The organism is Synechococcus sp. CCAP 1479/9 (assembly GCF_019038535.1).
Lineage (GTDB): Bacteria > Cyanobacteriota > Cyanobacteriia > PCC-6307 > Cyanobiaceae > Cyanobium.
Map to the genome: position 1 here is coordinate 546,426 of NZ_JAFKRK010000016.1, position 26,332 is coordinate 572,757.

Here is a 26,332-nt window from a genome sequence, read left to right on the forward strand (position 1 = left end):
TCAGGCTCTCCAGACGTAGAGCAGCACGAACAGGATGATCCAGATCACATCCACGAAGTGCCAGAACAGGGACGTGGCGATGACGCCTTCTTCACCGCCGTCGTAATTGCCGGGGACGAAGGATTTGGCCAGCATCAGGCCCATCAGAAGGATGCCGGTGAGCACGTGCAGGCCATGGAAGCCGGTGAGCAGATAGAAGGTGCCGCCGAAGGTGCCGGAGGTGAAGCCGAAGCTGAGGCCGCGCCATTCCACCGCCTGGCCGTAAAGGAAATAGGCCCCCATGGCCATGGTCAGCAGCCAGAAGCCCCGGAACAGCCAGATCTTCCCCTTGCCCTTGAAATGCTCGGCCACCACCATCGTGAAGGAGCTGGAGACCAGCACCACCGTGTTGATCAGCGGCAGACGCCATTCGAGCCCGTCCACGCCGGCGGGCAGCCAGTCGAGGGCGGAGAGCCGCAGGAGGGCGTAACCGCTGAAGAACGCCAGGAAGATGACGCTCTCGGAGCACAGGAAGATGATGAAGCCGGTGAGGTTGTGGTTGGCGTGCTGGCCTTCGCCGTGGGCGTGGGTCGCGGCCGCGTCGCCGGGGGTGGCGGGGGTGCTGCTCATCGGTTGGCCTCCTGAAGGGTGAGGGCGCGTTCGATCTCGGCCTGGTGCTCCACCAGCGGCTCCCCGGTGCCGTAGCCGTAGGGGCGGCTGATCACGGTGGGAACGTGCTCACCGAAGTTGTCCTCCGCCGGAGGGGAGGGAAGCAGCCACTCCAGGCCGATGGCGTTCCAGGGGTTGTGCGGGGCCCTCGGCCCCCGGGCCCAGGAGCTGATCATGTTGAGCAGGAAGGGGATGATCGACACCCCCAGCAGGAACGCCCCCAGGCTGGCCAGCACGTTCCAGAAGGCGAACTCCGGGTCGTAGGAGGAGACCCGCCGGGGCATGCCCATCAGGCCGAGGGGGTGCATGGGCAGGAAGTTGAGGTTGGCGCCGATGAAGGTGAGCACGAAATGCAGCTTGCCGAGGCCCTCGTAGGGCATGCGGCCGGTGAACTTGGGGAACCAGTGGTAGATGGCGGCGAACACACCCATGACGGCCGCGCCATAGATCACGTAGTGGAAGTGACCCACCACGAAGTAGGTGTTGCTGACGTGAATGTCGATCGGCACCGTGGCCAGCATGATGCCGGTGATGCCGGCGAAGACGAAGTTGAACAGGCCGCCCATGCAGAACAGCATCGGGGTGGTGAGCCGGATCTTGCCCCGCCACATCGTGCCCAGCCAGGCGAACACCTTCACCCCGGTGGGCACGGCGATCAGCATCGTGGTGACCATGAACAGATTGCGCATCCACTGGGTCACGCCACTGGGGAACATGTGGTGCACCCAGACGATCAGCCCCAGGCCGACGATGATGAAGGAGGCCAGGCACACATACACATAGCCGAACAGGGGCTTGCGGGAATAGACGGGAAACAGCTCGGAGAAGATGCCGAACACCGGCAGGATGATCACATACACCGCCGGGTGCGAATAGAACCAGAAGAAGTGCTGATACAGCACCGGATCGCCCCCCCCCTCCGGCCGGTAGAACGAGGTGCCGACGCTCAGGTCCATCAGCAGCATCACGGCGCCGCCGGTGAGGGCGGGCAGGCCGATCAGCTGCAGGGTCTGGGCGGCCAGGGCCGTCCAGCAAAACACGGGCATGCGGAAGAAACCCATGCCCGGCGCCCGCATCCGCAGGATCGTGGTGACGAAGTTCACCGCCCCCATGATCGAGGAGATGCCGGAGAGGGCCACCGCCAGCACCCAGAGGAACTCGCCGTTGATCAGGTGGCCGAGGGGGTTCTGGAGACTCACCGGCGGATAGGACCACCAGCCGGAGGTGGCCGGGCCGCTGGGCACGAAGAAGCTAGCGATCAGCAGGGTGCCGAACACCGGCACCAGCCAGAAGGCGGCGGTGTTGAGCCGGGGGAAGGCCATGTCGGGGGCACCGATCATGGTGGGAATCAGCAGGTTGTTGAGCCCGTTGAGCACCGGAAAGATGAACAGGAACAGCATGATCGTTCCGTGCATCGTGTAGAGGCCGTTGTACACGGTGCGATCCACCAGATCGGCCTCGGGTGTGATCAGTTCGCCCCGCATGATCATGGCCAGCAGGCCACCCACCAGGAAGAAGAAGAAGGCCACCACGATGTACTGGATGCCGATCACCTTGGCATCGGTGCTGAAGCCGAAGTAACGCCGCCAGGAGGCGGGCGGTTCTGGGGACAGGGCGGTGCTGGTCATGGCCTCAGGCGTCGTGGGGAAGGGAGCTGGAACCGGGAGCGTTCACCTGGGGCGGGGGGGCCGGCACCACCGTGGGCCAGCCGCCGCGGGGGTTGGTCTGGCGGTCGGCGTATTCGTCGGCCGCGACGCTGAGGCCGCTCTGCAGCGGGGCGGCGGCGGCCTGTTTCAGCCACAGGGCATGGTCTTCGGCGGTCTCGACCACCACATCGGCCTGGTTGGCGGCGAACCAGGTGCCGCTGAACTGGGAATCGCGCAGGCGGTAGCGCCCGACGCGGGTGGGGGTGAGGCTGAAATCGATCGCCCGGCCCGGAATCACGTCCTGCTTGAGCCGGAAGGCCGGGATGAAGAAGCCGTGCAGTACATCCTCGGAGACCAGGCGGAAGGTGACCGGCCGATCCAGTTCCAGATGCAGCTCGGTGCTGGAGACGTGTTCGCCGGGGTAGCGGAATTCCCACGACCACTGCCGGGCGATCACCTCCACCTGCTCCGCCGGCAGCCGGTCGCCGGGGTATCCCCCCTGCTGCTCCTGGGGACTGCGCAGGTGGATGTGCTCCATCGGCCCCAGCACCCTCAGTTCGGTATTGATCTGGATGGCATACCAGGCGATGGCCATCACCAGCACCAGGGGGATGGCGGTCCAGATCACCTCGAGACGGGTGTTGCCCTCGATCGGTTCGGCATCGCTTTCGTCGTACTTCTCGGCGCGGTGCACGAGCAACACCCAGCCCATCACCGAGATCACCCCCAGGAACACGAAGGTGCCGATGCCGGTCTCGAAGCTGAACAGACCGTCCACCAGCGGGGCGGCATTGGAGGCCTGGACCGGCAGCCAGCGCAGCGACTGCCCCGCCACCCAGAGGCTGATCAGCAGCAGCAGGCCGACCCAGAGGGCCAGGGCGACGAGGGCGATGGGGCTGGGGCGACGCGGTGGTGCGGAGGTCATGGCAGGGGGGCCCTCACGGAAGGGCGTCGCGGAGGTCGGCGCCGTTGGCCAGGAGCTGATCGGCGGTGATGTGGACGCCGAATTCGCCCGCCAGTTCGGCCCCAAGGGTGCCGTGCAGTCCGATCACCAGGAACAGGGCCAGGCCCACCAGCAGATAGAGCCACTGCACCTGGCGACCCATGTCCCGGCGCCAGAGAAAGCGCTGGTAGCCGCGCCAGACGGTCATGGCGATGATCGCCAGCAGGATTGCCACCCCGCCGACGCCATGCCAGAGCATGGTTTCCATGCTCTGCAGGCCGATGCTGCTGGTGACGCCGGGAATCGGCACCGCCAGCAGCATCTCGAAGAAGCCCGTCGCCACGGTGAAGAAGCTGACGATGGCGCAGGCGAGCAGGTTGTACCAGCCCACGTCGTGGAAGCCGGCCCGGGTGATCGGCAGGGCCAGAAAGCGGAACACCCGCTTCTCGATCGGGTAGAGGGCGCCGACGACGTCGAAGGCGATGGCGATCACGAACAGGCCGATCGTGAAGTGGACCAGATTCGGATGGATCGGCAGGCTGTAGGGCAGGTCGTTGGGCCCCAGCCAGTCGCCCAGCTGCTGGATCGGGGCCTCGGCAGGGAGCACGGAGAGGGCCATCAGATCAGCCCGGCCCGTCCGGCGGCCACCACCGGCACGGTGTGCAGGCCATACACCCAGATCAGCTGGTTGCCCAGGGTGACCTGCACCACCACCAGCGCGGCCAGCACCCCGCCGGCGGCCAGGAAGGGCAGCGGCAGGCTCTCGGGGTCGCGGTTGCGCAACACGTAGCGCCAGCCGGTGAGCACCGAGAGGATGCCGGCCAACGACCATCCCAGGGTGCTGTGCAGGTTGAGGATCGCCCGGGAGGCGCCGTAGGGATCAGCGAGGCCCGCCTCCACCTGGCCGAAGATGATCGCCACGAAGATGGCCCCGGTGGCGAACAGCAGATTCCAGAAGCTGACTTCAAACAGATTCGGCCGCCGCAGCACGACCCCGATCAGATCGAAGACCACGCTGATCACCGCCATGGCGATGACGAAGTGGACCACGATCGGATGGAGGGTGTCCATCCAGGGCAGGTTGTGGTCATTGAGGGCTGGCAGCAGTTGCTGCATGGGCACCGGCCACGCTGTGCCCCTTCACCATGGCCGGACCCCGAGAGCTGTCCTGGCTCTGTGATCTTTTGCTACAGCCCTGTGGCGATACCCCCACCTGGCGCCGAAGACCCGCGCCAGTGGGGCTTCCTGGCAGGGCCGTGCTCGCCGGGCGAGGGATTGCCCCTACCTTTCAGACATCCCGCGGACCGCATCGATGGCGAAGGAACGCTTCTTCCTCGAGCTGGAGCCGAGCGAAGCCGTGATGAAGAGTTGGCCCCATGTGGTGATCGTGGGCGGCGGTTTCGCCGGCCTCAAGGCGGCCCACCGGCTGGCCGGCCAGCCGGTGCGGGTGACCCTGGTGGACAAGCGCAACTTCAATCTTTTCCAGCCGCTGCTGTATCAGGTGGCCTCCGGCCTGGTGTCCGAGGCGGATGTGGCGACGCCCCTGCGGCTGCTGCTCGCCAAGGCGGCCAACGTGCAAGTGCTGCTGGGAGAGGTGGTCGATCTTGATGCCGCCTCCAAAGAGGTGGTCTTCAACGATCGTCGTCTGCGTTACGACAGCCTGATCCTGGCCACCGGCTCCGGCAGCACCTACTTCGGCCATGAGGAGTGGCGGGAACTGGCGCCGCCGATGAAGATTCTCGAGCACGCCGATGAGATCCGGCGGCGGGTGCTGACGGCCCTGGAGGAGGCCGAGCAGACCCCGGATCCGGAACGCTGCCGCTTTCTGCAGTCGGTGGTGGTGGTCGGCGGCGGCCCCTCCGGCTGCGAACTGGCCGGATCGATCAACGAGCTGATGCGCCACGCGGCCCAGCGCGACTTCCGCCAGCTGGATCCCGGGCTCTGCCGTGTGGTGCTCGTCGACCCCGGCGATCGGCTGCTGCGGGCCATGGATCCGTCGCTGTCCAAAGCGGCCGGCGATTACCTCGCTTCCTGCGGTGTTGAGCTGGTGCTGGGCGGCCGGGTGCAGAGCATCGAGGCGGGCCGGCTCACGGTCGCCTTCAAGGCGCCGGCGCCGGGGACCCCCAGCGAGCGGGTGCTGGAGGCGGCCACCATCTGCTGGAGCGCGGGGGTGCGGGCCTCCCATCTCGGCAAGCTGCTCTCGGAGCGCACCGGTTGCACGGTCGACCGCGGCGGGCGGGTGGTGGTCGAGCCGGACTTCTCGATCGCCGGCCATCCCGAGATCCGGGTGGTGGGCGATCTCTGCTCCTATTCCCACACGGCCGATGGCAAGCCCCTGCCCGGCATGGCCGGCCCGGCGGTGCAGATGGGGGGCTGGGTCGCCCAGGACCTGCTGGCCCAGCTGGCGGGTCGGCGCCAGGCCACCTTCCGCTGGTTCGACTTCGGCAGCATGGCCGTGATCGGTCCCCTCTGCGCCGTCGCTGACCTGCGGGGCCTCAAGTTCACCGGCCCCGTCGGCTGGCTGCTCTGGGGGCTGGCCCACCTCGCCTTCATGCCCGCCAACGAGAACCGTCTCACCCTGTTGACCAAGTGGCTTTGGGTGATCGCCACCCAGCAGCGGGCCAGCCTGCTGATCACCGGCCGACCCGACCAGCACCTGGGGGTGGAGGTGGGGCTGGAGCGGGCCGAACGGGCCCAGGATCCTGCTGCGGCCTCGGCGGAGAACCCCCCGGCGGCCTCGGCGGAGCAGCCGGCGGCGGCCTGAAGGCTCAGAGGCCGGGGCTGCTGTGCATCAGGCCACCGTCGGCAAAGATCGTGGTGGCGGTGATGTAGCTGGCGGCGTCGCTGGCCAGGAAGCCCACCACCTTGGCGATCTCCTCGGGCTGGGCCATGCGGCCCATGGGGATGGCGGCGTTGAGCTTGGCCAGCAGCTCGGGATTGTTCATGGTGGAGTCGTTGATCGGCGTGGCCACGGCGCCGGGGCCCACATTGACGATGGTGATGCCGTGGGGCGCCAGCTCCAGGGCCGCGGTGCGGGTGAGCATGCGCACGCCGCCCTTGGCGCAGCAGTAGGGGGTGTTGTCGGGCATCGGCCAGTCCTCGTGGACCGAGGAGATGTTGATGATGCGGCCGCCGCCGCCCTGGGCGATCATCTGCTTGGCGGCGAACTGGGTGGCGAAGAAGACCCCGCGCAGGTTGACATCGAGAACCTTGTCGAAGTTGTCCGGGGTGGTGGTGAGGATCGAGGTGCGGGTTTCGATGCCGGCGTTGTTGATCATCACATCGAGCCGACCGTATTTCTCCACGGTGGTGTCCACCAGGCGCTGCAGGTCATCGAGCTTGCCCACATCGGCCTGAACCCCGAAGCTGCTGCCGCCATAGGCGCCGATTTCACGCTCGAGTTCTTCGGTGGCTTCGGGATGGGAGCGGTAATCGATCACCACCTTGGCGCCGAGTTCGGCGAGGTACTCCACGATCGATTTGCCGATGCCGCTGTTGCCACCGGTGACGATGGCGACCTTGCCCTGCAGCAGGGTGGAAAGGGCCTTGCCGGCCAGGGGGTTGGAGCTCGTCATCGGGTGCGGCCGGGAAAGGAATGTGGAGGCATGTCCACGCTTTCATCCTAGGGACGGCCACCGAAACGGCCCAGTGAATTGTTGCTGTCAGCATCGGCAACTCAGCACCGGGATGGGGTGACCGTGGCGCCACTCCTGATGGCCCCTAGTCTGTGGCGGAAGCGAGTGGAACCAGCCCGATGGACGGCGAGGCGTTGCAGGGGCCGGACAGCAACCGGAACCGGAACGGGCCGGTCCGCCCTTCGGCGGCCAGGGGCGCGGCCCTGCTGGTGGCAGCCTTCCTGGCCAACACCTTGCAGAGCGCATTTGCGCGGGCGGTGGGCAGCGCCATGGACGCCCTGATGTTCACCTGGCTGACGTTCGTTCTGGCGCTGGTCTTGCTGATTCCCCTGCTGGTCGTGCGCGGCGGCCGTGATCTCCCGACCCGGGCGTTTCCCCTTCACCTGCTGCGTGGCGGCATGGGCATGGGCGGTTTCCTTCTGTTCATGTCGGCGGCCCAGCTGGTGAATCTTGTCAATGCCAATGTGCTGCTGAACACGACGCCGATGTTCATTCCGTTGCTGGCCTGGCTGGTGCTCAGGCAGCGCATTCCTGCCAGCCTCTGGAAGGCCCTGGCGGTGGGATTCGCCGGGATGGTGATCGTTGTTCAGCCGAATGCCAGCCTTCTGGACAAGCCCGGTGACCTTCTCGGCCTGGCGGCCGGATTCGTCTGCGCCATCGAGTTCTTGGCGGTGAAGGCCCTGGGCAGGAGCGAGTCGGCGTTGACGCAGCTCGTCTATTTCCTGACCATCGGCGGTCTGGTCTCCAGCCTGATGATGGTGGGTCGCTTCCACGCCATCACGCCGGATCAGTTCCTGTGGGTGTTGGCCTCGGCCCTCTGCCTGCTGAGCTTCCAGTTTCTGCTGATCCGCGCCTACAGCTATGCCGATCCCAGTGCGATCGGGGCGTTCCAGTATGCCTCGGTGGTCTTCGCCGGCCTGATCGGCTGGATCTGGTTCGGCCAGATCCCGAACGCCGGCGTGGTGGTGGGAACGGTGCTGATCTGCGTCGGCGGGGTGCTCAGCCTGGTGGGGCAGAACCCGCCCCCAACAACGGTCCCATGACTCTGGCTGCCCCATGACACTGACCCTTCCCCACATCGACAGCCTCGGGTTCACCACGGCCGATGCCGAAGCCAGCGCCGCCTTCTTCGAGACCTGTCTGGGCTTCCGGCGCCTGGGGGAGGCCGTGGTGCTGGAGGGCGGCCCCTACGCCCGGTTGGTCGGCCTGCCCGGAGCCCGCCTCCGGGTGCTGCGGCTGGCGATCGGTGCGGAGGTGCTGGAGCTCAGCGAGGTGCTCGCCCCCGGTCCCGGCGCCCGTCCGGGGCGGCCGATCCCGGCCGGTTCCCGCAGCAACGACCGCTGGTTCCAGCACGCCTGCCTGGTGGTCAACAGCATGGAGGCGGCCCTGGCGGCGCTGCAGCCGGCCTTCGCCGCCGGCCGGATCACGGCGATCTCCTCGGCGCCCCAGCGGCTGCCGGACTGGAATGCGGCCGCTGCCGGCATCGTCGCCTTCAAGTTCCGCGATCCGGACGGCCATCCCCTGGAGCTGCTGCAGTTCCCGCCGGACAAAGGGGACGCCCGCTGGCATGGCGACGCCCCCGGGCCGGTGCTGGGCATCGACCACAGCGCCATCGGCATCGCCGACACGGCCGCCAGCGGCCGCTTCTACCGCGTTCTGCTGGGCCTGGCCGCCGGCGGCGACGGCGTCAACAGCGGCCCGGAGCAGGACGGCCTCGATGGCCTGGCGGGCACCCGGGTGCGCATCACCGGCCACCGCTGCCCCAGCGGCGCCGGTGTCGAGTGCCTCGACTACCGCGAACCCGGCGGAGGCCGGCCGATGCCCGCCGACCAGGGTCCCCAGGACCTGGCCCACTGGCAGCTGCGCCTGCGGGTGGCCGACCTGGAGACCGTTGCCGATCGGGCCGTGGCCCTTGGCGGGCGTCCGATCTCCCCAGGGATCATCACGCTGGGGGATCGGGCGGAGTGGCTCGGGGCTGGTCGGGCCCTGCAGCTGGCGGATCCGGATGGCCATCGCCTGCAGCTGCTCCAGGACTGAGACCCACCACCAGCACCACGATCGAGCGGGGGCCCAGGGTGTAGGTGTCCGTCTCCAGGGCCGGCGCGCTGCTCCAGGGCACGATGTCCTCCGGGCTGGGCCGGGAGGTGTCGATCCAGCAGCGCCAGCTCGGCTGGTCGCCCCCGGCGGGGGGCAGGCGGAACAGCAGCGGCTCCCACCAGGCGTTGACCATGGCGTGCCAGCGGAACCGTTGGCCGACGCTGGTGATCGTCACGGCGAAGGCATGGGAGCTGTCGCTCCAGTCGGGCTGGTTCGGTTCGACCCCATGCCAGCTCACCTGATGGCGTTGCACCAGTTCGCCGAGGCTGAGGTTGCGGGCGTGGACCACCACGTCCCGCTGCTGGCGATACCGCACCAGCTCCCGCACGAAGCGATGCAGGTCGGCCCGGCGCTCCAGCAGCGACCAATCGAGCCAGCTGATGGCGTTGTCCTGGGCGTAGGCGTTGTTGTTGCCCTGCTGGCTGCGGCCCATTTCGTCCCCCATGGCCAGCATCGGTGTGCCGGTGGCCAGCAGCAGCAGGGTCAGCAGGTTGCGGCTCTGGCGGGCGCGCAGGCGCAGGACCTCGGCGTCCTGGGTGGGTCCCTCCACGCCGCAGTTCCAGCTGGCGTTGTCATCGCTGCCGTCGCGGTTGTCCTCGCCGTTGGCGTCGTTGTGCTTGCCGTCGTAGCTGACCAGGTCGGCCAGGGTGAATCCGTCGTGGCAGGTGATGAAGTTGACGCTCGCCTCGGCCTCCCGCTGCTTGTGGCCGTAGATGTCGGGGCTGCCGATCAGCCGCTGGCCGACGCTGGCCGCCAGGCCCCGGTCCCCCTTGATGAAGCGGCGCACATCGTCCCGGAAGCGGCCGTTCCACTCCTGCCAGTTGTCGCCGACGAAACTGCCCACCTGGTAGAGGCCGGCGGCATCCCAGGCCTCGGCGATCAGCTTGGTGCCCGCCAGCACCGGGTCGGTGTCGATGTCCCAGAGGATCGGCGAGAGGGGCGTGGGCTGGCCGGTCTGGTCCCGGTCCAGCACCGAGGCCAGATCGAAGCGGAAGCCATCCACGTGCAGATGCTGCACCCAGTGGCGCAGGCTGTGGTGGATCAGGCGTCGCACCACGGGATGGTTGGTGTTGAAGGTGTTGCCGCAGCCGGTGACATCGATGTAGGTGCCATCACCGTGCTGCAGGTAGTAGTCGCCGTCGGCCTGTCCCCGGAAGCAGAAGGCCGGCCCCCCGGCGTCCCCCTCGGCGGTGTGGTTGAACACCACATCGAGGATCACCTCGATGCCGGCCCGGTGCAGCGCCTTGACCAGGTCGCGGAACTCGTCGATCACCGCCAGGGGATCGCTGCTGCAGGCATAGCCCGGATGGGGGGCGAAGAAGGAGACCGGCTGGTAGCCCCAGTAGTTGCGCAGGCCGGCGGGGGCCGCCAGGGGATCGAAGGCGAAGACCGGCAGCAGCTCCACGGCCGTGATGCCCAGGTCCTGGAGGTAGGGGATCTTGCTGATCAGGCCCCGGTAGGTGCCGGCCTGCTCCGGCGGCACACCGGCGCTGGGGTGGGCGGTGAAGCCGCGCACGTGCAGCTCGTAGATCACCGTCTCGCGGGACGGCCTGTGCAGGGGACGATCCCCTTCCCAGTCGTAGGCGAGCGGGTCGGCCACCACGTTCTTCATGGCGCTGCCCCAGTCGCCGGCGCTGCTGCGGCCGGGGGCGCGGCCGTAGCCCGGCGGCATCGCCAGGGCCAGCCCGTGGGGATCGAGCAGCAGGTTGGTCGGATCGAACCGCATCCCCAGCGCCGGCTGCCAGGGGCCCTCCACCCGCCAGCCATAGAGCTGGCCAGGCCCGATCCCCCCCACCTGAACATGCCAGTAGTCGCCGGTGCGGTGGCGGGCGGGATCGAGGGTGAGGCGCTGGAGGGGCTCGGCGTCCTCGACGCGGTCGAACAGGCACAGCTCCACCGCCGTCGCCCGCCGGGCGTAGAGGCTGAAGTTGACACCGCCATCGCTGAGGGAGGCGCCCAGGGGGGCACTGCTTCCCGGGGACGGCGGGGCCGCCGTGGAGGGGGTCATGGGGTCGGCGGGGGGAGGTGGCAGGGGCTCCTGCTTTGAATGATGGCCAGGGGCTGCGCTTTCGCCCTGCCGCGGCGCCGCCGGTTCACCCGGCTTACGTTGAGCCGGCAGGCCATGCCGCTGTGGCACTTCTCCATGGATCTCGAGATCGTCACGTTGCTGGTGCCCAGCGGCCCGTCCCTGGCGGCGGGGGTGGGATTGCTGGTGTTGCGGCTGTTCGTGGGGGTGGCCTTCATCCGCCACGGCTGGCCGAAGCTGCGCAACCTCCGCACCTGGTCCACGGCGATGAAGACGCCGGAATGGCTCTGTTTCCTGTCGGCGGCCTCGATGTGGGGCGCGGGTATCGCCCTGATTCCGGGTCTGCTCACCCCTCTGGCGGCCCTGGCGATCCTGGTGTCGATGGCCTACGCCATGGTGCTGGAGCTGGCCTCCGGGTTCCCGTTCATCGCTCCGGATCCCTATCAGATTCCCGCGGGTGACTACGCCGGACCGATGGGGGTCGGCGAGCCGCCCAGCTGGGAGAAGGCGGCCATGTATGTGGTGATGTGCCTGGTATTGATCACCTCCGGCGGCGGCCTGCTGTCTCTCGACAACCTGCTGATCGCCGACCTGCTGGGCGCGATTCTCTGAGGGATCCCGCCCGTTCGGGAGGGGGTCACTCCCGCTCCGGCGCGGCCGCGGGGTGATGGTCCTCCCGTTCGCCGCCCCAGTACTTGAAGGCCAGCAGGGCCAGGGTCACCACGGCCATGCCGGCGCCGGGGAAGAAGATGTCGGCGCCGGCGACGGTGTGGGAGGGGTCTTCGGCATCGAAGCTGTTGAGCAGTTCGAGGAAGGAGATCGCCATCGCCAGGATGATGAAGTTGGCGAACATGCCCTTCACTTCGTGGAAGTTCCGGAAGCTGAGGGTCTTCGGCAGCTTCAGCTCGCTGATGAACAGCGAGTACATGCCGATCGCCAGGGCCAGGCAGCCCGTTCCGACCAGCAGCAGGTCGATCCCCTCGAGGATGTCCATCTCGAAGCGGTTGAGGTCCACCAGGTCGGTGATGCTGACCAGGGCCAGCCGCAACTGCTCCAGGATCAGCCGGCTGCCGCGGATGAACAGGGCCAGGCAGCTGGCCAGCAGCGCCAGAATCGGCACCAGGGTGAGGTAGCGGGCGCGGACGAGCAGGCGGCGCAGCATGGCGGGCAGGGGTGGAAGGGGTGTCAGGGCAGGGGCGGCAGGCGCGGGCAGGCCTCCACCAGGGTGCGGGTGATGGCGGCCTGGGGATGGGCCAGCAGCGCGGCCCCGGCCCCCTGCTCCACGACGCGGCCGCCGTCGAGCACGAGGACGCGATGGCAGAAGCCGCCGGCCACGGAGAGGTCGTGGGTGATGAACAGCATGCCCAGGCCGAGCTGGCCCTGCAGGCGCCGCAGCAGGGCCAGCACGTCAGCCTGGACCTCGGCGTCGAGCATGCTGACGCTCTCGTCGCAGAGCAGCACCTGGGGGGCCAGGATCAGGGCGCGGGCGATGGCCACCCGCTGCTGCTGGCCGCCCGAGAGCTGGCGGGGCAGACGGTTTTCGAAGGATTCGGGCGGATTCAGCCCCACCAGGGCCAGCTGCTCCCTGGCGCGGCGACGGGCCTCCTGCCGGCCGGCCAGCCCATGGATCAGCAGGGGATCGGCCACCGCCTCCCCCACGGTCATCTGGGGGTTGAGGCAGGCCAGGGGATCCTGGAAGACCATCTGCAGCCGGCGCCGGGCCCGCCGCAGGGGCCGCCCCCCCAGGCGCCGCAGGTCGACCCCCTGGAGCCGCACCGCCCCGCCCCGCACCGGCGCCAGCCCCATCAGGGCGCGGCAGAGGCTGCTCTTGCCGCAGCCCGACGCCCCGACCACGCCGATGGTCTCGCCTTCGTGCAGGGTCAGGCTCACCCCATCCACCGCCTTGATCCAGCGCGGCTGCCAGGGCAGGGAGGGCAGCGGGTGCCAGCTGCGCAGTTCCTCCACCTCCAGCAGCACCGGCGCGGCGGCGGGGGCCTCGCTGTGCCCGCCCTCCCGCTCCCGGGCGGCGCCCACCAGCCGCTGGGCCAGGGGCGAGGCCGGGGCCGTGAGCAGCTGGTGGCTGGGGGCCTCCTCCACCAGCCGCCCCTGATCGAGCACGGCGATGCGGTCGCACCAGCGGCCGGCCATGGCCAGGTCGTGGCTGATCAGCAGCAGGGCACTGCCGGTTTCGGTGCAGAGCTCGCTCAGCTGGGCCATCACCTGGCCGGCCACGGCCACATCCAGGCTGGTGGTGGGTTCATCGGCGATCACCAGGGGCGGTCCCAGGGCCAGGGCCAGGGCGATGGCCAGGCGCTGGCGCATGCCGCCGCTGAACTCGTGGGGGAAGCTGCCGTAGCGCTCCGGGGCGATTCCCACCCGGGCCAGCAGCTCCCGGGCCCGCTCCCGGCCCCCGCCGCGGTGGGCGGCCAGGGTGTCGCGCAGGTGCTCGCCGATGGTGAGCAGGGGGTTGAGCCGGGTCATCGGGTCCTGGAACACCAGGCCCACCGCCTCGCCCCGCAGCCGCCTGAGGGCGCCGCGCCTGAGCCGCCGGGGGTCCTGGCCCGCCAGCAGCAGCTCGCCGTCGCAGACGCTGCCGGGGGGCAGCAGCTGCAGCACGGCCCGGGCCACGGTGCTTTTGCCGCAGCCCGAGGGGCCCACCAGGGCCAGCCGTTCACCGGCGCTGAGGGTCAGATCGAGCCCATCGAGGGTGGGCCGCTCACTGCCCGGGTAGCGCACCTGCAGACCACCGATCCGCAGCACCGGGGCCGCAGGCTGGGACGGGGCGGGCAGGGCCATGGGCGACACCGGCGGCGCCCAGTCTGGATGGCCGAATGCGCAAATCCCCTGGTTCGTGACGATTGCCCCATACCATGGGTGGACCCTGAAGGGTGTGATGCTGAGGGTGGCACCGGATCAAGGTTCCTCTCCGCTGGCTTACGCCTCGGCCGTAACTCCTGGTGCAGAGGCGATCCAGGAGGTGCCATCCACCGTCGCCCCCGAGCGCGACTACGGCGTCCCCCTGCCGGCCTGGCTGCGCCAGAGCCTCCAGCAGTCCCCGCCCGCCGATCAGGAGGCGCGCCCCGTCGACCCCGAGGCCCTGGTGGCCACGGCCTTCGACTTCGCCTACCAGCTCCACGACGGCCAGTTCCGGGCCAGCGGTGAGCCCTACATCGTCCATCCGATCGCCGTCGCCGGCCTGCTGCGCGACATCGGCGCCAGCGCGGCGGTGATCGCCGCCGGCTTCCTCCACGACGTGGTGGAGGACACCCAGGTCACCCCCGAGGAGATCGAGGCCCGCTTCGGCGAGGAGGTGCGGGCCCTGGTGGAGGGGGTCACCAAGCTGGGCGGCATCCATTTCACCAACCGCACCGAAGCCCAGGCGGAGAACCTGCGGCGCATGTTCCTGGCCATGGCCAGCGACATCCGGGTGGTGCTGGTCAAGCTGGCCGACCGGCTGCACAACATGCGCACCCTCGGGGCCCTCAAGCCCGAGAAGCAGCAGCGCATCGCCCGGGAAACCCGCGACATCTACGCCCCCCTGGCCAACCGCCTGGGCATCGGCCGCTTCAAGTGGGAGCTGGAGGACCTGGCCTTCAAGGTGCTGGAGCCCGAGTCCTACCGCGATGTGCAGCAGCAGGTCGCCACCAAGCGCAGCGAACGGGAGGAGCGGCTGGGGACCACGGTGCAGCTGCTGCGCGACCGGCTGGTGGCGGCGGGTCTGCAGGAGTGCGAGGTGAGCGGCCGGCCGAAGCACCTCTACGGCATCTGGAGCAAGATGCAGCGCCAGCAGAAGGCCTTCCACGAGATCTACGACGTGGCGGCGCTGCGGATCCTCTGTCCGAGCGTGGAGAGCTGCTACCGGGCCCTGGCCGTGGTGCACGACATCTTCCGGCCGATTCCCGGTCGCTTCAAGGACTACATCGGCCTGCCCAAGCCCAATGGCTACCAGTCGCTGCACACGGCGGTGATCGGTCGTCACCGGCCGATCGAGGTCCAGATCCGCACCACCGACATGCACCAGGTGGCGGAGTACGGCATCGCCGCCCACTGGAAGTACAAGGAGGGGGGCTCGCCGGCCGCCGGCGACACGGAGCGCTTCAACTGGCTGCGGCAGCTGGTCGACTGGCAGAAGGACGACGGCGGTGAGGACAGCAGCGACTTCCTGGCCTCGATCAAGGAGGACCTCTTCGACGAGGAGGTGTTCGTGTTCACCCCCAAGGGCGATGTGGTGGGGCTTCGCAAGGGCTCCACCGCCGTGGACTTCGCCTTCCGCATCCACTCGGAGGTGGGCAACCACTGCCAGGGCGTGCGCATCAACGACCGCCTCTGTCCCCTGGCCACGCCGTTGCAGAACGGCGACTTCGTGCAGGTGATCACCGCCAAGAACGCCCACCCGAGCCTCGACTGGCTCAACTTCGTGGCCACCCCCACGGCCCGCAACCGCATCCGGGGCTGGTACAAACGCAGCCACCGCGACGACAACATCCAGCGCGGCACCGAGATGCTGGAACGGGAGCTGGGCCGTGACGGCTTCGACGCCCTGCTCAACGGGGAGGCGATCGCCCGGGTGGCGAAGCGCTGCAACCTTGTGGGCACCGAGGACCTGCTGGCGGCCCTGGGGTTCGGTGGCGTCACCCTGCAGCAGGTGCTCAACCGCCTGCGGGAGGAGGTGCGCCTCAGCACCGCCGCCGCCGCCCCCACCCCCACCAACGAGGAGGTGGCCGCCGGGGTGGCCGCGGCCCAGCCGCGCCACGTCCCCCACGGGCACCCGTCGAACAGCCCGATCCTGGGCCTCGAAGGACTGGAGTACCGCCTGGGGGGCTGCTGCAGCCCCCTGCCCGGGGAGGGGATCGTGGGCACCGTGGCCCTGGGCAACCACGGCATCACCATCCATCGCCAGGACTGCGCCAACGTGCCCCAGGTGCCGGTGGAACGGCGGCTGCCGGTGCGCTGGAACCCGCTCGGTGAGGCCCAGCAGCGGCGCTACCCGGTGCGGCTGCGCATCGAGGTGCTGGATCGGGTGGGGGTGCTGAAGGACATCCTGATGCGCCTTTCCGATCACCGCATCAACGTCAGCGATGCCCGGGTGCGCACCAGCGCCGGCAAGCCCGCCCGCATCGACCTGCGGGTCGAGCTGCTCAGCGCCGCCCAGCTGCGCACCACCATGGACCAGATCCGCTCGATGGCCGACGTGCTCGACCTCTGCCGCACCGGCATCGGCTGAATCACCGGGAGCCCCGCCGCCCCTAGACGGCGGCTCGGCGGGCACCAAGCAGAACCTGCTTCATGCTGCCGTTGGCCTGGAGGGTCAGCACCAGCAGATAGGCCGCCAGAAACAGAATCCCGCCCACCGCGGCCAGCAGGCCAAGGCCCAGTCCCCGGGCGGAGAAGTCATGCCTCCAGGCCACCCAGAGGCCCGTGAGCAGCAGCATGCCGAGGAAATCCAGATCGAACTGCCCGGGCCAGCCCATCGCCCGGAAATCTGACCAGAAGACGCTCACCAGGTCGATGCCATGGTGCGGCACCACCACCAGCGTGTAACCGGCCACGGCCAGCCACAGCAGCACGAGAGCGGCACGAAAGGCGGTCATGGAGGGAGGTTCCCGGGGTGCGATCGCCGAGTCTGGAACGATCGGCCGGATTTCGCTGGTCGCCTGACGACACGCCGGGGCGTCCTGGGAATCGCTCCTGGCCGTCACTTCATGATCAGCACGTCCACCCCCGGGGTCCGGCTGCGCACCAGGACGCCCACGTCGTGGTCGCCGCGGTGGAACTGCAGGTTGATCTCCTCCTCCCCCAGGCGCAGCCCGTTGAAGTCGAGGATGTTCAGCCCCATCGGCAGGGTGGGGTTGCGCAGACGCACCTGCACACGGCCGCTGCCCTGGTCGCGCTCGATCGACATCCCGGTGATCGCCTCCAGCAGGCCGAAGACGCTGGCGCTGGCCCAGGCCTGGGGGCTGCAGGCCACCGGGTAGGAGGTGGGCCCCTCCTCCTCCCGGCGCTGGAAGCCGCAGAACAGCTCCGGCAGGCGGTACATCGGCAGGGCACAGGCGGTCTCGAACATCCCCGTGAGGATCTGCAGCGCTTCGGAGCGATGGCCGTAACGGGCCAGGCCCATGGCGATCAGGGCGTTGTCATGGGGCCAGACGGAGCCGTTGTGGTAACTCATCGGGTTGTAGCGCCGCTCCCGTTCATCGAGGGTGCGGATGCCCCAGCCGTTGAAGCTGGAGGGGGCCATCAGGCGCCGGGCGATCGCCGCCGCCGCCTGGGGGGTGGCGATGCCGGTCAGCAGGCAGTGGCCCGCATTCGAGGCGCGCACCTGGCAGGGCTCGCCTGAACCATCCAGGGCCAGGGCGTAGGAATCGATCGACGGCGTCCAGAAGGCCTGATGGAACCGTCGCTTCAGTGCGGCGGCCTCCTCCAGGAGCCCATGGGCCTCGCTGGTCCGACCCAGGCGCTCCAGGATCGAGGCGAAAGCCCGACGTGCCCCGTAGACATAGGCCTGAACTTCACAGAGGGCGATCGAGCCTTCCGCCAGACGGCCATCGGCGTGGTGGATGGCGTCGTCGGAATCCTTCCACCCCTGGTTGCGCAGTCCCCCCTGGGAAGCCCGCCTGTAGTGGACGAACCCATCCGCACTGGAGGCCTCGGCCCGGCGGATCCAGGCGATGGCCGCCTCCAGCTCCGGCAGCAGCCCGGCGATGAAATCGCGATCATCACTGCGGCGCAGATAATCGCCCGCCAGCATCAGAAACAGGGGCGTGGAGTCGACGGCACCGTAGTAACTGGCGAACGGCACTTCTCCGAGCGCCGCCATCTCGCCGAGCCGCGCTTCGTGCAGGATCTTGCCCGGCTCCTCGTCGTGTGCCGGATCCTCCACGAGGGCCTGGTGGCTGGCCAGATAGCCCAGCACCCCCCGCGCCAGCCGGGGTTCCACCATCAGCATCTGGCGCGCCGTGATCAGGCCGTCCCGGCCGAACGGACAGCTGAACCAGGGAATCCCGGCGTACGGGTAGAGCCCATCTTCCACCCGGCTGGCCAGCAGGTGCACATCCGAGAAGGAACGCATCAGCCAGCTGTTGAAGGCCGGGCTATCGGTGATCACGGAGGCCGCACTGCGGCGGGCGTCGCGGAACCACTCGATCGTGGCGGCCATGGCGGCGTTGTAGTGCTGCTCCGCGCCCAGGGGCTGATCCGTGGGCTGGAAATCCAGCACCAGGTAGAGCCGGCGGGTCTGGCGCGGCTCCAGGGTGAGCATCAGAGCGACGTGGTCCCCATCGACGTCCTGGACCGGATCGCTGAGCCGCAGAACCGTGCACCGATCCTCCCCGTCCAGGCCCCTGTAGGTGAGCGCGAGTGTGCCAGGCCCGCCCCGGACGATGCGGCCGCGCTGCAGGCGCTTGTAGCCCCTCACCTCGAAGATGTCCAGGAAGTCGGCATCCAGTCGCACGCTCAGCGGGATCTGGATGGGCTTCTCCTCGTAGCTGGTGAAGCAGAACTGCTGCAGAAATGCCGTCGCCGTCAGGACCGTGCTGCGCTCCAGATGCAGGGTCATGGCGGCGGAGCCACCGGCCCCGTCCTCGTTGTTGCTGAGATGGCTGACCAGCACGCCCACCGCCCCACGCTCGGTGGCGCCCAGCACCACCGGCGGCCGGTTCCACAGCAGCACCTGCAGCCGGCTCACATGGCGGGTGCCGCGAAAATAGATGCCGGTGTCGTGCTGCAGTTCCGGGCAGATCTCGCCGCGGGAATCCAGGATCGCGAAGGTTTCCTCGTTCTTGAGAACGTACGGAGGCAGCGGATCAGGCATGCACCGCGATCCGGTGGGCGTTGTTGTGGCAACGACTGGCCTGGATCAGGTGCCGGTAGAGCTGTTCATAGTCCTCGGCCTGACGACTGACCGAGAAGCTGACCTCGAAGTGGCTGCGGACCCGGGCGCGGTCCAGCTGCTCCAGCCGGCCGATCGCGGCAACGGCCTCCTCGATCGAATCCACCAGGAAGCCGTTGATCCCATCGAGAATCACCTCGGGGGTCGAGCCGTTGCGCCAGGCGATCACGGGCGTGCCGCAGGCGTTGGCCTCGATCATCACCAGGCCGAAGGGCTCCGGCCAGTCGATCGGGAACAGCAGGGCCAGGGCATCCGCCAGCAACGCCTGCTTGCCGTCATCGTTCACTTCGCCGATGAATTCCACCAGCGGATTGTTGAGCATCAGCGGTTCGATCTGCTCCCGGAAGTAGGCACGGTCCACGGGGTCGATCTTGGCCGCCACCTTCAGCGGCAGACCCACCGCCGTAGCGATTGCGATGGCGCGATCGAGCCGTTTCTCCGGTGAGATGCGACCGACGAAGGCCAGGTAGGGGGAAGGGGAATCCTGGTAGCGATAGAGGTCGGTGGGCAGCCCGTGGTAGACGGTTCCCAGCCAGTTGGCCTGTGGTACGGGCAGGCGCTGGAACTCCGAGATGGAGACCAGCGGCATCTGATGGAAATGGCTGTACAGCTTCGTCTGCTCGGGGGCATGCAGGGGGCCGTGCACCGTGCTCAGGTGGGGCACCCCGAGCAGTGACGCCAGGGGGAAATGGCCATGGCCGTTGTGAAAGTGGAGGATGTCGAAGTCATCGTGCCTCTTCACCACATGATCAAGCTGAATGGCCTCATGAACGCTGGGATCACCGCCATTTCTGTTCTGCCGCAGGGACTGCGGGACACAGGGGAACAGCTCGGCACTGGTGAGGGAGTCGCCGCTGGCAAACAGCACCACCTCATGGCCGCGGCGGACCAGTTCCTCGGTGAGGTAATGAACAACCCGTTCCGTTCCCCCATAGCCGATCGGCGGAACTCTCTCATGGAGCGTTGAAATCTGCGCGATTTTCATCACCACCCCTTCCTGCGTCAGGACTTTCACTCCCTTTAACCTTATGCAGGAATCCCCTCACGGATGCTGATAGTGCAGATCTGCTGCAGTCCGGCCGGCTGTTGGTCGTTTCCAGCCGGTGTTTCCCGGCAGGTTGTTTTCTTCAGATGGAGGAAGTGAGCTGCAGCGAGAGGCTGTAAAGAAGCACGACGGTTCCCCGCAGATCGGAGCGTATGGCGATCCTCTCCTTCTGCGTGCGGTCTCCGCGGACGATGGGCTGGAGGCCAGCCAGGGCATGGAGCACTTCGCCATCCCCAGGCGCACGCCGACGGACCAGATCACGAACCCTTCGCCGACCGGGACCGGGACCGGCTCCGTCCTGGCCCCGCTCCCTAGGGTCGGCCACCGGTCCCGCCACCGCGCCACCCCCGCGACACTCACCGATGTCCGCCCGCCCCAACCCCCTGCTGGGGCTGCCCTTCGTGGGCGCCCTTGAGGACCTCGGGCCTGAGTACTGGGATGTGGTGGAGGCGACGGCTTTTCCGCTCACGCGCCTGCGGTTCCGCAACGACCCCCTGCTCCACCAGCTGGGTCTCGACCCGGCCACCGTCAGCGACGACGACCTGGAGGCGGCCTACGGGCGATTCGAGGGCCGCGCCCCCCTGCTGGCCCTCCGCTACCACGGCCATCAGTTCGGCACCTACAACCCCCTGCTGGGGGACGGCCGCGGCTTCCTCTACGGCCAGCTGCGCGATCGCCACGGCCAGCTGCAGGACCTGGGCACCAAGGGGTCCGGCACCACCCCCTGGAGCCGGGGCGGTGACGGCCGCCTCACCCTCAAGGGCGGGGTGCGGGAGGTGATCGCCGGCGAGGCCCTGCAGCGCCTCGGCGTCACCACCAGCCGCACCCTGTCCCTGATCGAGACCGGTGAAGACCTCTGGCGCGGCGATGAACCCTCCCCCACCCGCAGTGCGGTGATGGTGCGCCTGGCCCGCACCCACCTGCGCTTCGGTACCTGCGAACGACTGCTCTTCCGTCGCCAGCCGGCCCAGCTGGAGCGGCTGCTGCGCCACGTGGTGGCCGTCCACTACCCGCACCTGGCGGCGATCCACGGCGACGGCGAGCCGTTGCTGGTGGCCTTCTACGCCGAGCTGGTGCAGCGGGTGGCGCGGCTGGCGGCGGAGTGGATGGCGGCGGGCTTCATCCATGGGGTGCTCAACACCGACAACATGTCGCTGGCCGGCGAGAGTTTCGACTACGGCCCCTACGCCTTCCTCGAGGGCTGGGATCCGGGCTTCACCGCCGCCTATTTCGACCACGACGGCCTCTACGCCTACGGCCGCCAGCCCCTCGTCTGTCAGCACAACCTGCGGCTGCTGCAGGAGCCCCTGGCGATGCTGCTGCCGCGGGCGCCCCTGGAGGCGGCTCTGGAGCCGTTCGGCGCCATCTATGACGCCCACCACCGCCGCTGCCTGCTCCGCCGCCTCGGCTTCGACGCCGCCCTCCTCCCTGCCGGGGCGCTGGCCGAGCTCCCCGATCCGGTGCCCCCCACCCTGCGGCTGCTGGCCGGCTGGCCCGTGCCCTATGGCGCCTTCTTCGCCGCCCTGGCCCAACGCATCCGGGCCGGCGGGCTGCCGGCCACGGCCGAGGACCTGGGCCCCTTCGTGGCGGAGGCTCCGGCGCCGCCAAGGGCCGAATGGCTCGCCTGGCGGGACAGCTGGTGGCACTGGAGCCAGGCCGTGGCGGCCCCGGACGGCACCGCAGCCGAGGCCGCCATCGGCGGCTGCCTGCAGCGCTGGAACCTGCCGGAGACGCCGGTGCGGCCGGTGATCGAGCGGATCTGGTCGGCGATCGATGAACAGGACGACTGGACGCCGCTGCAGCAATGGCTGGCGCGGACGGTGTGATCGGTGCGGGTCCGCCGACGCTGGAGACGGCCCGTGTCAGTGGCTACAGCCGACCCAGGCGGCGTCTTCTACAACACCTCGAAGCTCAGGCTTTCTCCATCGCAGCGATGCCATGACCTCCGAACAGGCCGCCCAGCTCATCGACAACACGCTCGATCTGGTGCATCAGCGCCTGCTGGATCTGGAGTCGCAATCCCTCGACCATGAGCACAGGGCGCTGGCGGCGGAATTCCGTGAGTGGCGTCAACCTTCCGGCGGCCACATCGACCTGATGGTGTTTCCCGGACTGGCCGAATCCTGAGGCTTCAGCTTCCATCAGGGAGCGGCTTTTCCCAGAACTGGGCCCGGCCCATGGCGGGGTCCAGCTGGTAGGGACGGAACCCGGCACTCCGGTAGGCGCCCTGGGCCGCCCCGTTCCCCTCCAGCACCTCCAGGGTGAGCTTGCAGCAGCCGAGCCGCCGGGCGATCAGCTCCGCCCGCTGCAGCAGTCGCCGCCCCACCCCCTGGCGGCGGAAGTCGCTGGCCACCACCAGATCGTGCACGTTCAGCAGGGGCCGGCAGGCGAAGGTGGAGAAGCCTTCCAGACAGATGGCCAGCCCGGCCGGCTCCTCCCCCGCGAAGGCCAGGATCCCGTGGGCCGACGGGCGCCGGGCCAGGGCGTCGACCAGATTCGCCCGGGTGAAGGCGGACAGCCCCTGGCCACCGCCCATGGGGTCGCGGGCATAGGCCTCCATCAGGCTCAGCACGGCGGCGGCGTGGGCCGGGTTGGCGAAGTCGGCCTCGAGAACGTCGATCACCGGAGACACCCTGCTCAGGAGGCCCGCTGGCGGCGCTCCAGCCACCGCAGGCAGAGGAAACCGCTGAGCGTGGCCGCCACCACCCCCACGACCGCCGAGCCGAGCAGCAGGCGGGAGGTGAAGTCCCAGCCCAGCTGGCGCAGGGTCTCGTGGTGCAGGGTCAGGCGTCCCGGCCAGCCCCTGCCCGGGCCCAGCAGCAGGCTGCCCAGCTGGTAGTTGAACCAGATCAGGGGGATGTCGGTGATCGGATTGCTGATCCAGGTCCCGGCGGCGGCCAGCAGGTGGTTGCCCCGCACCAGGCTGGCCAGGCCCACCCCCAGCAGGGTCTGGAAGCCGAAGATCGGGAAGCAGCCCATGAACACCCCGGCCGCCAGCCCCCGGGCCCGCTGGCCGTGGCTGCCCTCCTGGCGCCAGACCCATTCGATGGCCTGGCGGAAGCGACGTTTCAGGGTTCGCAGGGCCAGAAGTGGAGGTCCAGGCGCGGAGGATGGGGCATCCGGCCAGCCGCGGGGGGCCGTGGCGAACGCCGCAAAAACGTTAAGGGAAGGAATCCCCGGCTGCCCGCCAGCCCGTGGTCGTGGCGGCCCGCCTAGCGTCCCAGGGTGATCGGAAGGGCTGTGCGGCACGCCTTGCTCCTGCTGCCGCTATGGGGCCTGGTGGGGATGGTCTCCGGGGTCGCGCCGCTGCCGGCGGCCACCGCGAACGAGGCGCTTCCGGCCAGCTGCCAGATCCTGGAGGCCTCCGGTCTGCCGCAGATCTCGACTGTCGCGATCGATTTTCTGGAGCGATGTCTGAGCCGCTTCCCCCCGATCAGCAGCCCTGAATCGGAGCGTCTGCGCATCATCGCGGCGGCGATAAGGGAGGCCGTCTGTGTGTCGCACAGGCCTCCGATCGCCATCCTCACCGGCGGCCCCCCGGGGGCGGGGAAATCCACTGCGCTGCGCACCCATGCTCCGCTGGCCCTGGCACCGGGCACGCTGCGCATTGATGCCGATGCCTTGCGGGCCCAGCTGCCGGCGTACCGCGGCTGGAATGCGGATCTCACCCAGGCCGAGAGCGGTGTGCTGGTGGATCGCCTGCTGGCCGGCATCGGCCGGCCCTGCCGTTTCGACCTTCTTTACGATGGAACCATGAGCCGGGCTGATCGCTACCGACGCCTGATTCCCGAGCTCAGGGCGATGGGTTACCGGGTGTTCCTGCTGCATGTGAGCGTGCCCGAATCCCTCAGCCGCAGGAGGGTGCTGGAGCGCTATCAGGCCATGGGCCGCTATGTCTCCCGGGCGGCGATCGGGCGGTATTTCGCCACCGGCCCTGCCACCTTCGCGATGCTGTCCGGCTGGGCGGACGGCTATCTGCAGGTCGATGGACTCACGAGCCGCGTGCTGCAGCAGGGGGGCGAGCCCTTCCCCTCCGGGCCCCAGCCCTTCCTGCCCGGCGACGCCACGCCGCGATGACGGCGCTCGTCCTGATCGCCTACAGCGTCGTTTCGGGCCTGCGCAGCACGGTGCTCAAGGGGCTGCAGCTGCAGGGGGCGGCCCACGCCATCGCCGGTGAGAATCCGATCAGCTTCTGCAATGTCTTCTTCATTTCGCAGCTGATGATCGGCCTGGCCTTGCTGATCGCCGAGCCCGTGGATGTGGGACGGGAGATCGATGGCCTCCGTCCCCGGGTCCGTCTCGCCATCGCCGCCGATGCGTTCCTCGGCTGCTTTCTGGCCCCGCTCGCCTTCTACATGGCCCTCGACCAGCTGGCGGTGATCACCCAGACCCTGCTGTTCTCCCTCACCCTGCCGGCCTCGGCCCTGCTGGCGCTGTGGTGGCTGAAGGAACGGCTGCCGGAGCGCTTTGCCCTCAGCCTGGCCCTGATCCTGCTGGGCCTGCTGGTCGGCAGGGTCTTCGGTTCCGGCCTCGGCATGGGGATGGATCAGCTGCCGGGACTGCTGTGGGCGCTGGTGGCGGTGATCGCCACGGCCACCCGCAACTGCCTGCGCCGCCAGCTGGCGGCCCAGCACCTGTCCCGCGGCCTCACCGGGGGTGTCACCAACCTGGCGGGCGCCCTGGTGTTCGGACTGATCGCCCTGCTGGTCTATGGCCCCCAGCACTTCTTCTATCTCCAGCTCTGGTGGGTGATCGGCGTGATCGTCATCTACGGCCTCACCCTCAGCCTGGGGACGGAGATCCTGCGCCAGCTGAGCACCGCCCGCTTCAGCGTCACCCAGGTGGCCTTCGCCGGCAGCGCCAGTGTGGTGGTCACGGTGCTCACGGCCGCGGCCTTCCTGCACGAACCGCTCACGCCCGGCGTTCTCGCCAGCCTCGGGCTGATCCTGCTGGGGGTCCTTCAGCGCCACCTGAGCCGCCCCAGCCCCTCCCCGTCTTGATTCCCCTCACCCCCCCGCTCCCGGGCGACACCATCGCCGCCATCGCCACCGCCGTGGCCGCCGGGGCCGGCAGTGTGGCGATCGTGCGCCTTTCGGGCCCGCAGGCCGAGGCGATCGGCCGGCGCCTGTTCGTGGCCCCCGGCGCCCAGGACTGGGAGAGCCACCGGGTGCTCTACGGCCATGTGGTGGATCCGGCCGATGGTCGGCGGGTGGATGAGGCCCTGCTGCTGCTGATGCGGGCCCCCCGCAGCTTCACCCGGGAAGACGTGGTGGAACTGCACTGCCACGGCGGCCTGGTCGCCGTGCGGCGGGTGCTGGAGCTGGTGCTGGCCGCGGGTGCCCGCCTGGCCGGCCCGGGGGAGTTCAGCCAGCGGGCCTTCCTCAACGGCCGTCTCGACCTCACCCGCGCCGAGGCCATCGCCGAAATGATCGCCGCCCGCAGCCGCCGGGCCGCCGACCTGGCCATGGCGGGTATCGACGGGGGCCTGCAGCGCCGCATCGGCGGCCTGCGGGAGCGCCTGCTCGATCAGCTTGCCGAACTGGAGGCCCGGGTCGACTTCGAAGAGGACCTGCCCCCCCTCGACGGGACGCTGGTGCGGGCCGAACTGGAGGCGGTGCGGGGCGAGCTGGAGCGGCTCGTGGCCGAGTCCCGCCAGGGGGAGCTGCTGCGGGAGGGCCTGCGGGTGGCCATCGTCGGCCGGCCCAACGTGGGCAAGTCGAGCCTGCTCAACCTGCTCAGCCGCCGCGAGCGGGCCATCGTCACCGACCTGCCGGGCACCACCCGCGACCTGCTGGAAAGCGACCTGGTGCTCGACGGCGTACCCCTCACCCTGCTCGACACCGCCGGGATCCGGCCCACGGACGACCGGGTGGAGCTGCTGGGCATCGAACGCAGCCGCCAGGCCCTGGCGGCTGCCGATGCGGTGCTGCTGCTCTTCGACCTGCTGGCCGGCTGGACCGCCGCCGACCAGGAGCTGATGGACCTGGTGCCCGAGGGGGTGCCCCTGCTGCTGGTGGGCAACAAGCTCGATGCCCTGCCGCTGGAGGCCGCTGACGCCACGGTTCCGTTGGCCCCGCCGGAGACGCCCCTGGCGCGCATCAGCGCCCTCACCGGTGCGGGCCGCGACGGCCTGGTGGGGGCCCTGCTGGGCCTCTGCGGCGCCGCCGAGATCCAGGGGCTGGAGGTGGCCCTCAACGGCCGTCAGCGGGAGCTGGCGGCGGCGGCGGCCACCAGCCTGGAGCGGTCGCTGGAGACCGCCGCGCTGGGCCTGCCCTGGGATTTCTGGACCATCGACCTGCGCGGCGCCATCGCCGGCCTCGGGGCGATCACCGGCGAGGAGGTGAGCGAGGCGGTGCTGGAGCGGATCTTCTCCCGCTTCTGCATCGGCAAGTAGCCCAAGGCGA

Annotated in this window: 24 protein-coding genes; 10 read left to right on the forward strand and 14 right to left on the reverse strand. The window is 69.3% G+C overall.

The annotated features are described in order from the left end of the window. From KUG38_RS06920 to KUG38_RS06940, 5 genes are read right to left on the reverse strand one after another with little or no spacing between them, the layout of a single operon-like run. On the reverse strand, positions 1-609 hold the full coding sequence (locus KUG38_RS06920) for a cytochrome c oxidase subunit 3 (protein ID WP_216920119.1): 609 nt from the start codon (positions 607-609) through the stop codon (positions 1-3). Then, positions 606-2,276: a cytochrome c oxidase subunit I gene (locus KUG38_RS06925; RefSeq protein WP_216920120.1), complete on the reverse strand. Its 1,671-nt coding sequence runs from the start codon at positions 2,274-2,276 to the stop codon at positions 606-608. The genes KUG38_RS06920 and KUG38_RS06925 overlap by 4 nt, the downstream gene beginning before the upstream one ends. 4 nt (positions 2,277-2,280) lie before the next feature. Next, positions 2,281-3,219 (reverse strand): cytochrome c oxidase subunit II, encoded by a 939-nt coding sequence (locus KUG38_RS06930; protein WP_216920122.1) that lies wholly within the window; start codon positions 3,217-3,219, stop codon positions 2,281-2,283. 13 nt (positions 3,220-3,232) lie between these two features. Then, positions 3,233-3,856: a DUF2231 domain-containing protein gene (locus KUG38_RS06935; protein WP_216920124.1), complete on the reverse strand. Its 624-nt coding sequence runs from the start codon at positions 3,854-3,856 to the stop codon at positions 3,233-3,235. After that, the gene (locus KUG38_RS06940; RefSeq protein WP_216913805.1) at positions 3,856-4,353 is read right to left on the reverse strand and encodes a DUF2231 domain-containing protein; all 498 of its coding nucleotides are present in this window, start codon (positions 4,351-4,353) and stop codon (positions 3,856-3,858) included. The genes KUG38_RS06935 and KUG38_RS06940 overlap by 1 nt, the downstream gene beginning before the upstream one ends. A 196-nt stretch (positions 4,354-4,549) precedes the next feature. Between KUG38_RS06940 and KUG38_RS06945 the strand changes: the two genes are divergently transcribed. After that, positions 4,550-6,001 (forward strand): NAD(P)/FAD-dependent oxidoreductase, encoded by a 1,452-nt coding sequence (locus KUG38_RS06945; protein WP_216920126.1) that lies wholly within the window; start codon positions 4,550-4,552, stop codon positions 5,999-6,001. 4 nt (positions 6,002-6,005) lie between these two features. Here the strand turns inward: KUG38_RS06945 and KUG38_RS06950 are convergent, their stop codons facing one another. Next, on the reverse strand, positions 6,006-6,812 hold the full coding sequence (locus KUG38_RS06950; RefSeq protein WP_094585754.1) for an SDR family NAD(P)-dependent oxidoreductase: 807 nt from the start codon (positions 6,810-6,812) through the stop codon (positions 6,006-6,008). Between the two features lie 152 nt (positions 6,813-6,964). On the opposite strand from KUG38_RS06950, the gene KUG38_RS06955 reads away from it, so the two are divergent. Both KUG38_RS06955 and KUG38_RS06960 read left to right on the forward strand, forming a co-directional pair. After that, positions 6,965-7,915, forward strand: a complete 951-nt coding sequence (locus KUG38_RS06955; protein ID WP_216920127.1) for a DMT family transporter — start codon at positions 6,965-6,967, stop codon at positions 7,913-7,915. 13 nt (positions 7,916-7,928) lie between these two features. Beyond that, positions 7,929-8,909 carry a VOC family protein gene (locus tag KUG38_RS06960; protein ID WP_286195670.1) on the forward strand — a complete coding sequence of 327 codons (981 nt, stop codon included), beginning with the start codon at positions 7,929-7,931 and terminating at the stop codon, positions 8,907-8,909. On the opposite strand, the gene glgX is transcribed toward KUG38_RS06960, so the two are convergent. Continuing rightward, positions 8,815-10,977, reverse strand: a complete 2,163-nt coding sequence (gene glgX, locus KUG38_RS06965) for a glycogen debranching protein GlgX (RefSeq protein ID WP_216920129.1) — start codon at positions 10,975-10,977, stop codon at positions 8,815-8,817. The two genes, KUG38_RS06960 and glgX, sit on opposite strands and share 95 nt — an antisense overlap. A 135-nt stretch (positions 10,978-11,112) precedes the next feature. Between glgX and KUG38_RS06970 the strand changes: the two genes are divergently transcribed. Beyond that, positions 11,113-11,607 (forward strand): DoxX family protein, encoded by a 495-nt coding sequence (locus KUG38_RS06970; RefSeq protein WP_216920222.1) that lies wholly within the window; start codon positions 11,113-11,115, stop codon positions 11,605-11,607. 25 nt (positions 11,608-11,632) lie between these two features. Here KUG38_RS06970 and KUG38_RS06975 read toward each other — a convergent pair whose 3' ends face one another. Together KUG38_RS06975 and KUG38_RS06980 are read right to left on the reverse strand one after the other, a co-directional pair. Then, positions 11,633-12,157, reverse strand: a complete 525-nt coding sequence (locus KUG38_RS06975; RefSeq protein WP_216920131.1) for a YqhA family protein — start codon at positions 12,155-12,157, stop codon at positions 11,633-11,635. Between the two features lie 23 nt (positions 12,158-12,180). Continuing rightward, positions 12,181-13,791: an ABC transporter ATP-binding protein gene (locus KUG38_RS06980; RefSeq protein WP_216920133.1), complete on the reverse strand. Its 1,611-nt coding sequence runs from the start codon at positions 13,789-13,791 to the stop codon at positions 12,181-12,183. Positions 13,792-13,888: 97 nt separating this feature from the next. Between KUG38_RS06980 and KUG38_RS06985 the strand changes: the two genes are divergently transcribed. Beyond that, the gene (locus KUG38_RS06985; protein ID WP_216920134.1) at positions 13,889-16,219 is read left to right on the forward strand and encodes a RelA/SpoT family protein; all 2,331 of its coding nucleotides are present in this window, start codon (positions 13,889-13,891) and stop codon (positions 16,217-16,219) included. Between the two features lie 22 nt (positions 16,220-16,241). Here KUG38_RS06985 and KUG38_RS06990 read toward each other — a convergent pair whose 3' ends face one another. The 3 genes from KUG38_RS06990 to KUG38_RS07000 all read right to left on the reverse strand — a co-directional run bounded on the left by KUG38_RS06990 (position 16,242) and on the right by KUG38_RS07000 (position 19,868). Further along, positions 16,242-16,586, reverse strand: coding sequence for a hypothetical protein (locus KUG38_RS06990; RefSeq protein WP_216920136.1), 345 nt, complete (start codon positions 16,584-16,586; stop codon positions 16,242-16,244). Between the two features lie 104 nt (positions 16,587-16,690). Next, positions 16,691-18,805 (reverse strand): amylo-alpha-1,6-glucosidase, encoded by a 2,115-nt coding sequence (locus KUG38_RS06995; protein ID WP_216920138.1) that lies wholly within the window; start codon positions 18,803-18,805, stop codon positions 16,691-16,693. Next, on the reverse strand, positions 18,798-19,868 hold the full coding sequence (locus KUG38_RS07000) for a glycosyltransferase family 4 protein (protein ID WP_216920140.1): 1,071 nt from the start codon (positions 19,866-19,868) through the stop codon (positions 18,798-18,800). The genes KUG38_RS06995 and KUG38_RS07000 overlap by 8 nt, the downstream gene beginning before the upstream one ends. A 422-nt stretch (positions 19,869-20,290) precedes the next feature. On the opposite strand from KUG38_RS07000, the gene KUG38_RS07005 reads away from it, so the two are divergent. Further along, complete coding sequence (locus KUG38_RS07005) at positions 20,291-21,754, forward strand: protein adenylyltransferase SelO (RefSeq protein WP_216920142.1); 1,464 nt, start codon at positions 20,291-20,293, stop codon at positions 21,752-21,754. 112 nt (positions 21,755-21,866) lie between these two features. Next, positions 21,867-22,055 carry a hypothetical protein gene (locus KUG38_RS07010; RefSeq protein WP_094585766.1) on the forward strand — a complete coding sequence of 63 codons (189 nt, stop codon included), beginning with the start codon at positions 21,867-21,869 and terminating at the stop codon, positions 22,053-22,055. A 4-nt stretch (positions 22,056-22,059) separates the two neighbouring features. Here the strand turns inward: KUG38_RS07010 and KUG38_RS07015 are convergent, their stop codons facing one another. Together KUG38_RS07015 and KUG38_RS07020 are read right to left on the reverse strand one after the other, a co-directional pair. Beyond that, a complete protein-coding gene (locus KUG38_RS07015) occupies positions 22,060-22,551 on the reverse strand; it encodes a GNAT family N-acetyltransferase (protein ID WP_216920144.1) in 492 nt (163 codons plus the stop codon). 14 nt (positions 22,552-22,565) lie between these two features. After that, positions 22,566-23,177 carry a DUF2062 domain-containing protein gene (locus KUG38_RS07020; protein WP_353617739.1) on the reverse strand — a complete coding sequence of 204 codons (612 nt, stop codon included), beginning with the start codon at positions 23,175-23,177 and terminating at the stop codon, positions 22,566-22,568. A gap of 3 nt (positions 23,178-23,180) precedes the next feature. Between KUG38_RS07020 and KUG38_RS07025 the strand changes: the two genes are divergently transcribed. Genes KUG38_RS07025 through mnmE form a run of 3 tightly spaced genes read left to right on the forward strand, consistent with a single transcriptional unit; the run spans position 23,181 to position 26,322 of the window. Continuing rightward, positions 23,181-24,005, forward strand: a complete 825-nt coding sequence (locus tag KUG38_RS07025) for a zeta toxin family protein (protein WP_216920146.1) — start codon at positions 23,181-23,183, stop codon at positions 24,003-24,005. Beyond that, the gene (locus tag KUG38_RS07030) at positions 24,002-24,928 is read left to right on the forward strand and encodes a DMT family transporter (RefSeq protein WP_216920147.1); all 927 of its coding nucleotides are present in this window, start codon (positions 24,002-24,004) and stop codon (positions 24,926-24,928) included. Before KUG38_RS07025 ends, KUG38_RS07030 begins: the two co-directional genes overlap by 4 nt. Continuing rightward, positions 24,928-26,322, forward strand: a complete 1,395-nt coding sequence (mnmE, locus tag KUG38_RS07035) for a tRNA uridine-5-carboxymethylaminomethyl(34) synthesis GTPase MnmE (protein WP_216920224.1) — start codon at positions 24,928-24,930, stop codon at positions 26,320-26,322. Before KUG38_RS07030 ends, mnmE begins: the two co-directional genes overlap by 1 nt. The last annotated feature ends 10 nt before the right edge of the window (positions 26,323-26,332 follow it).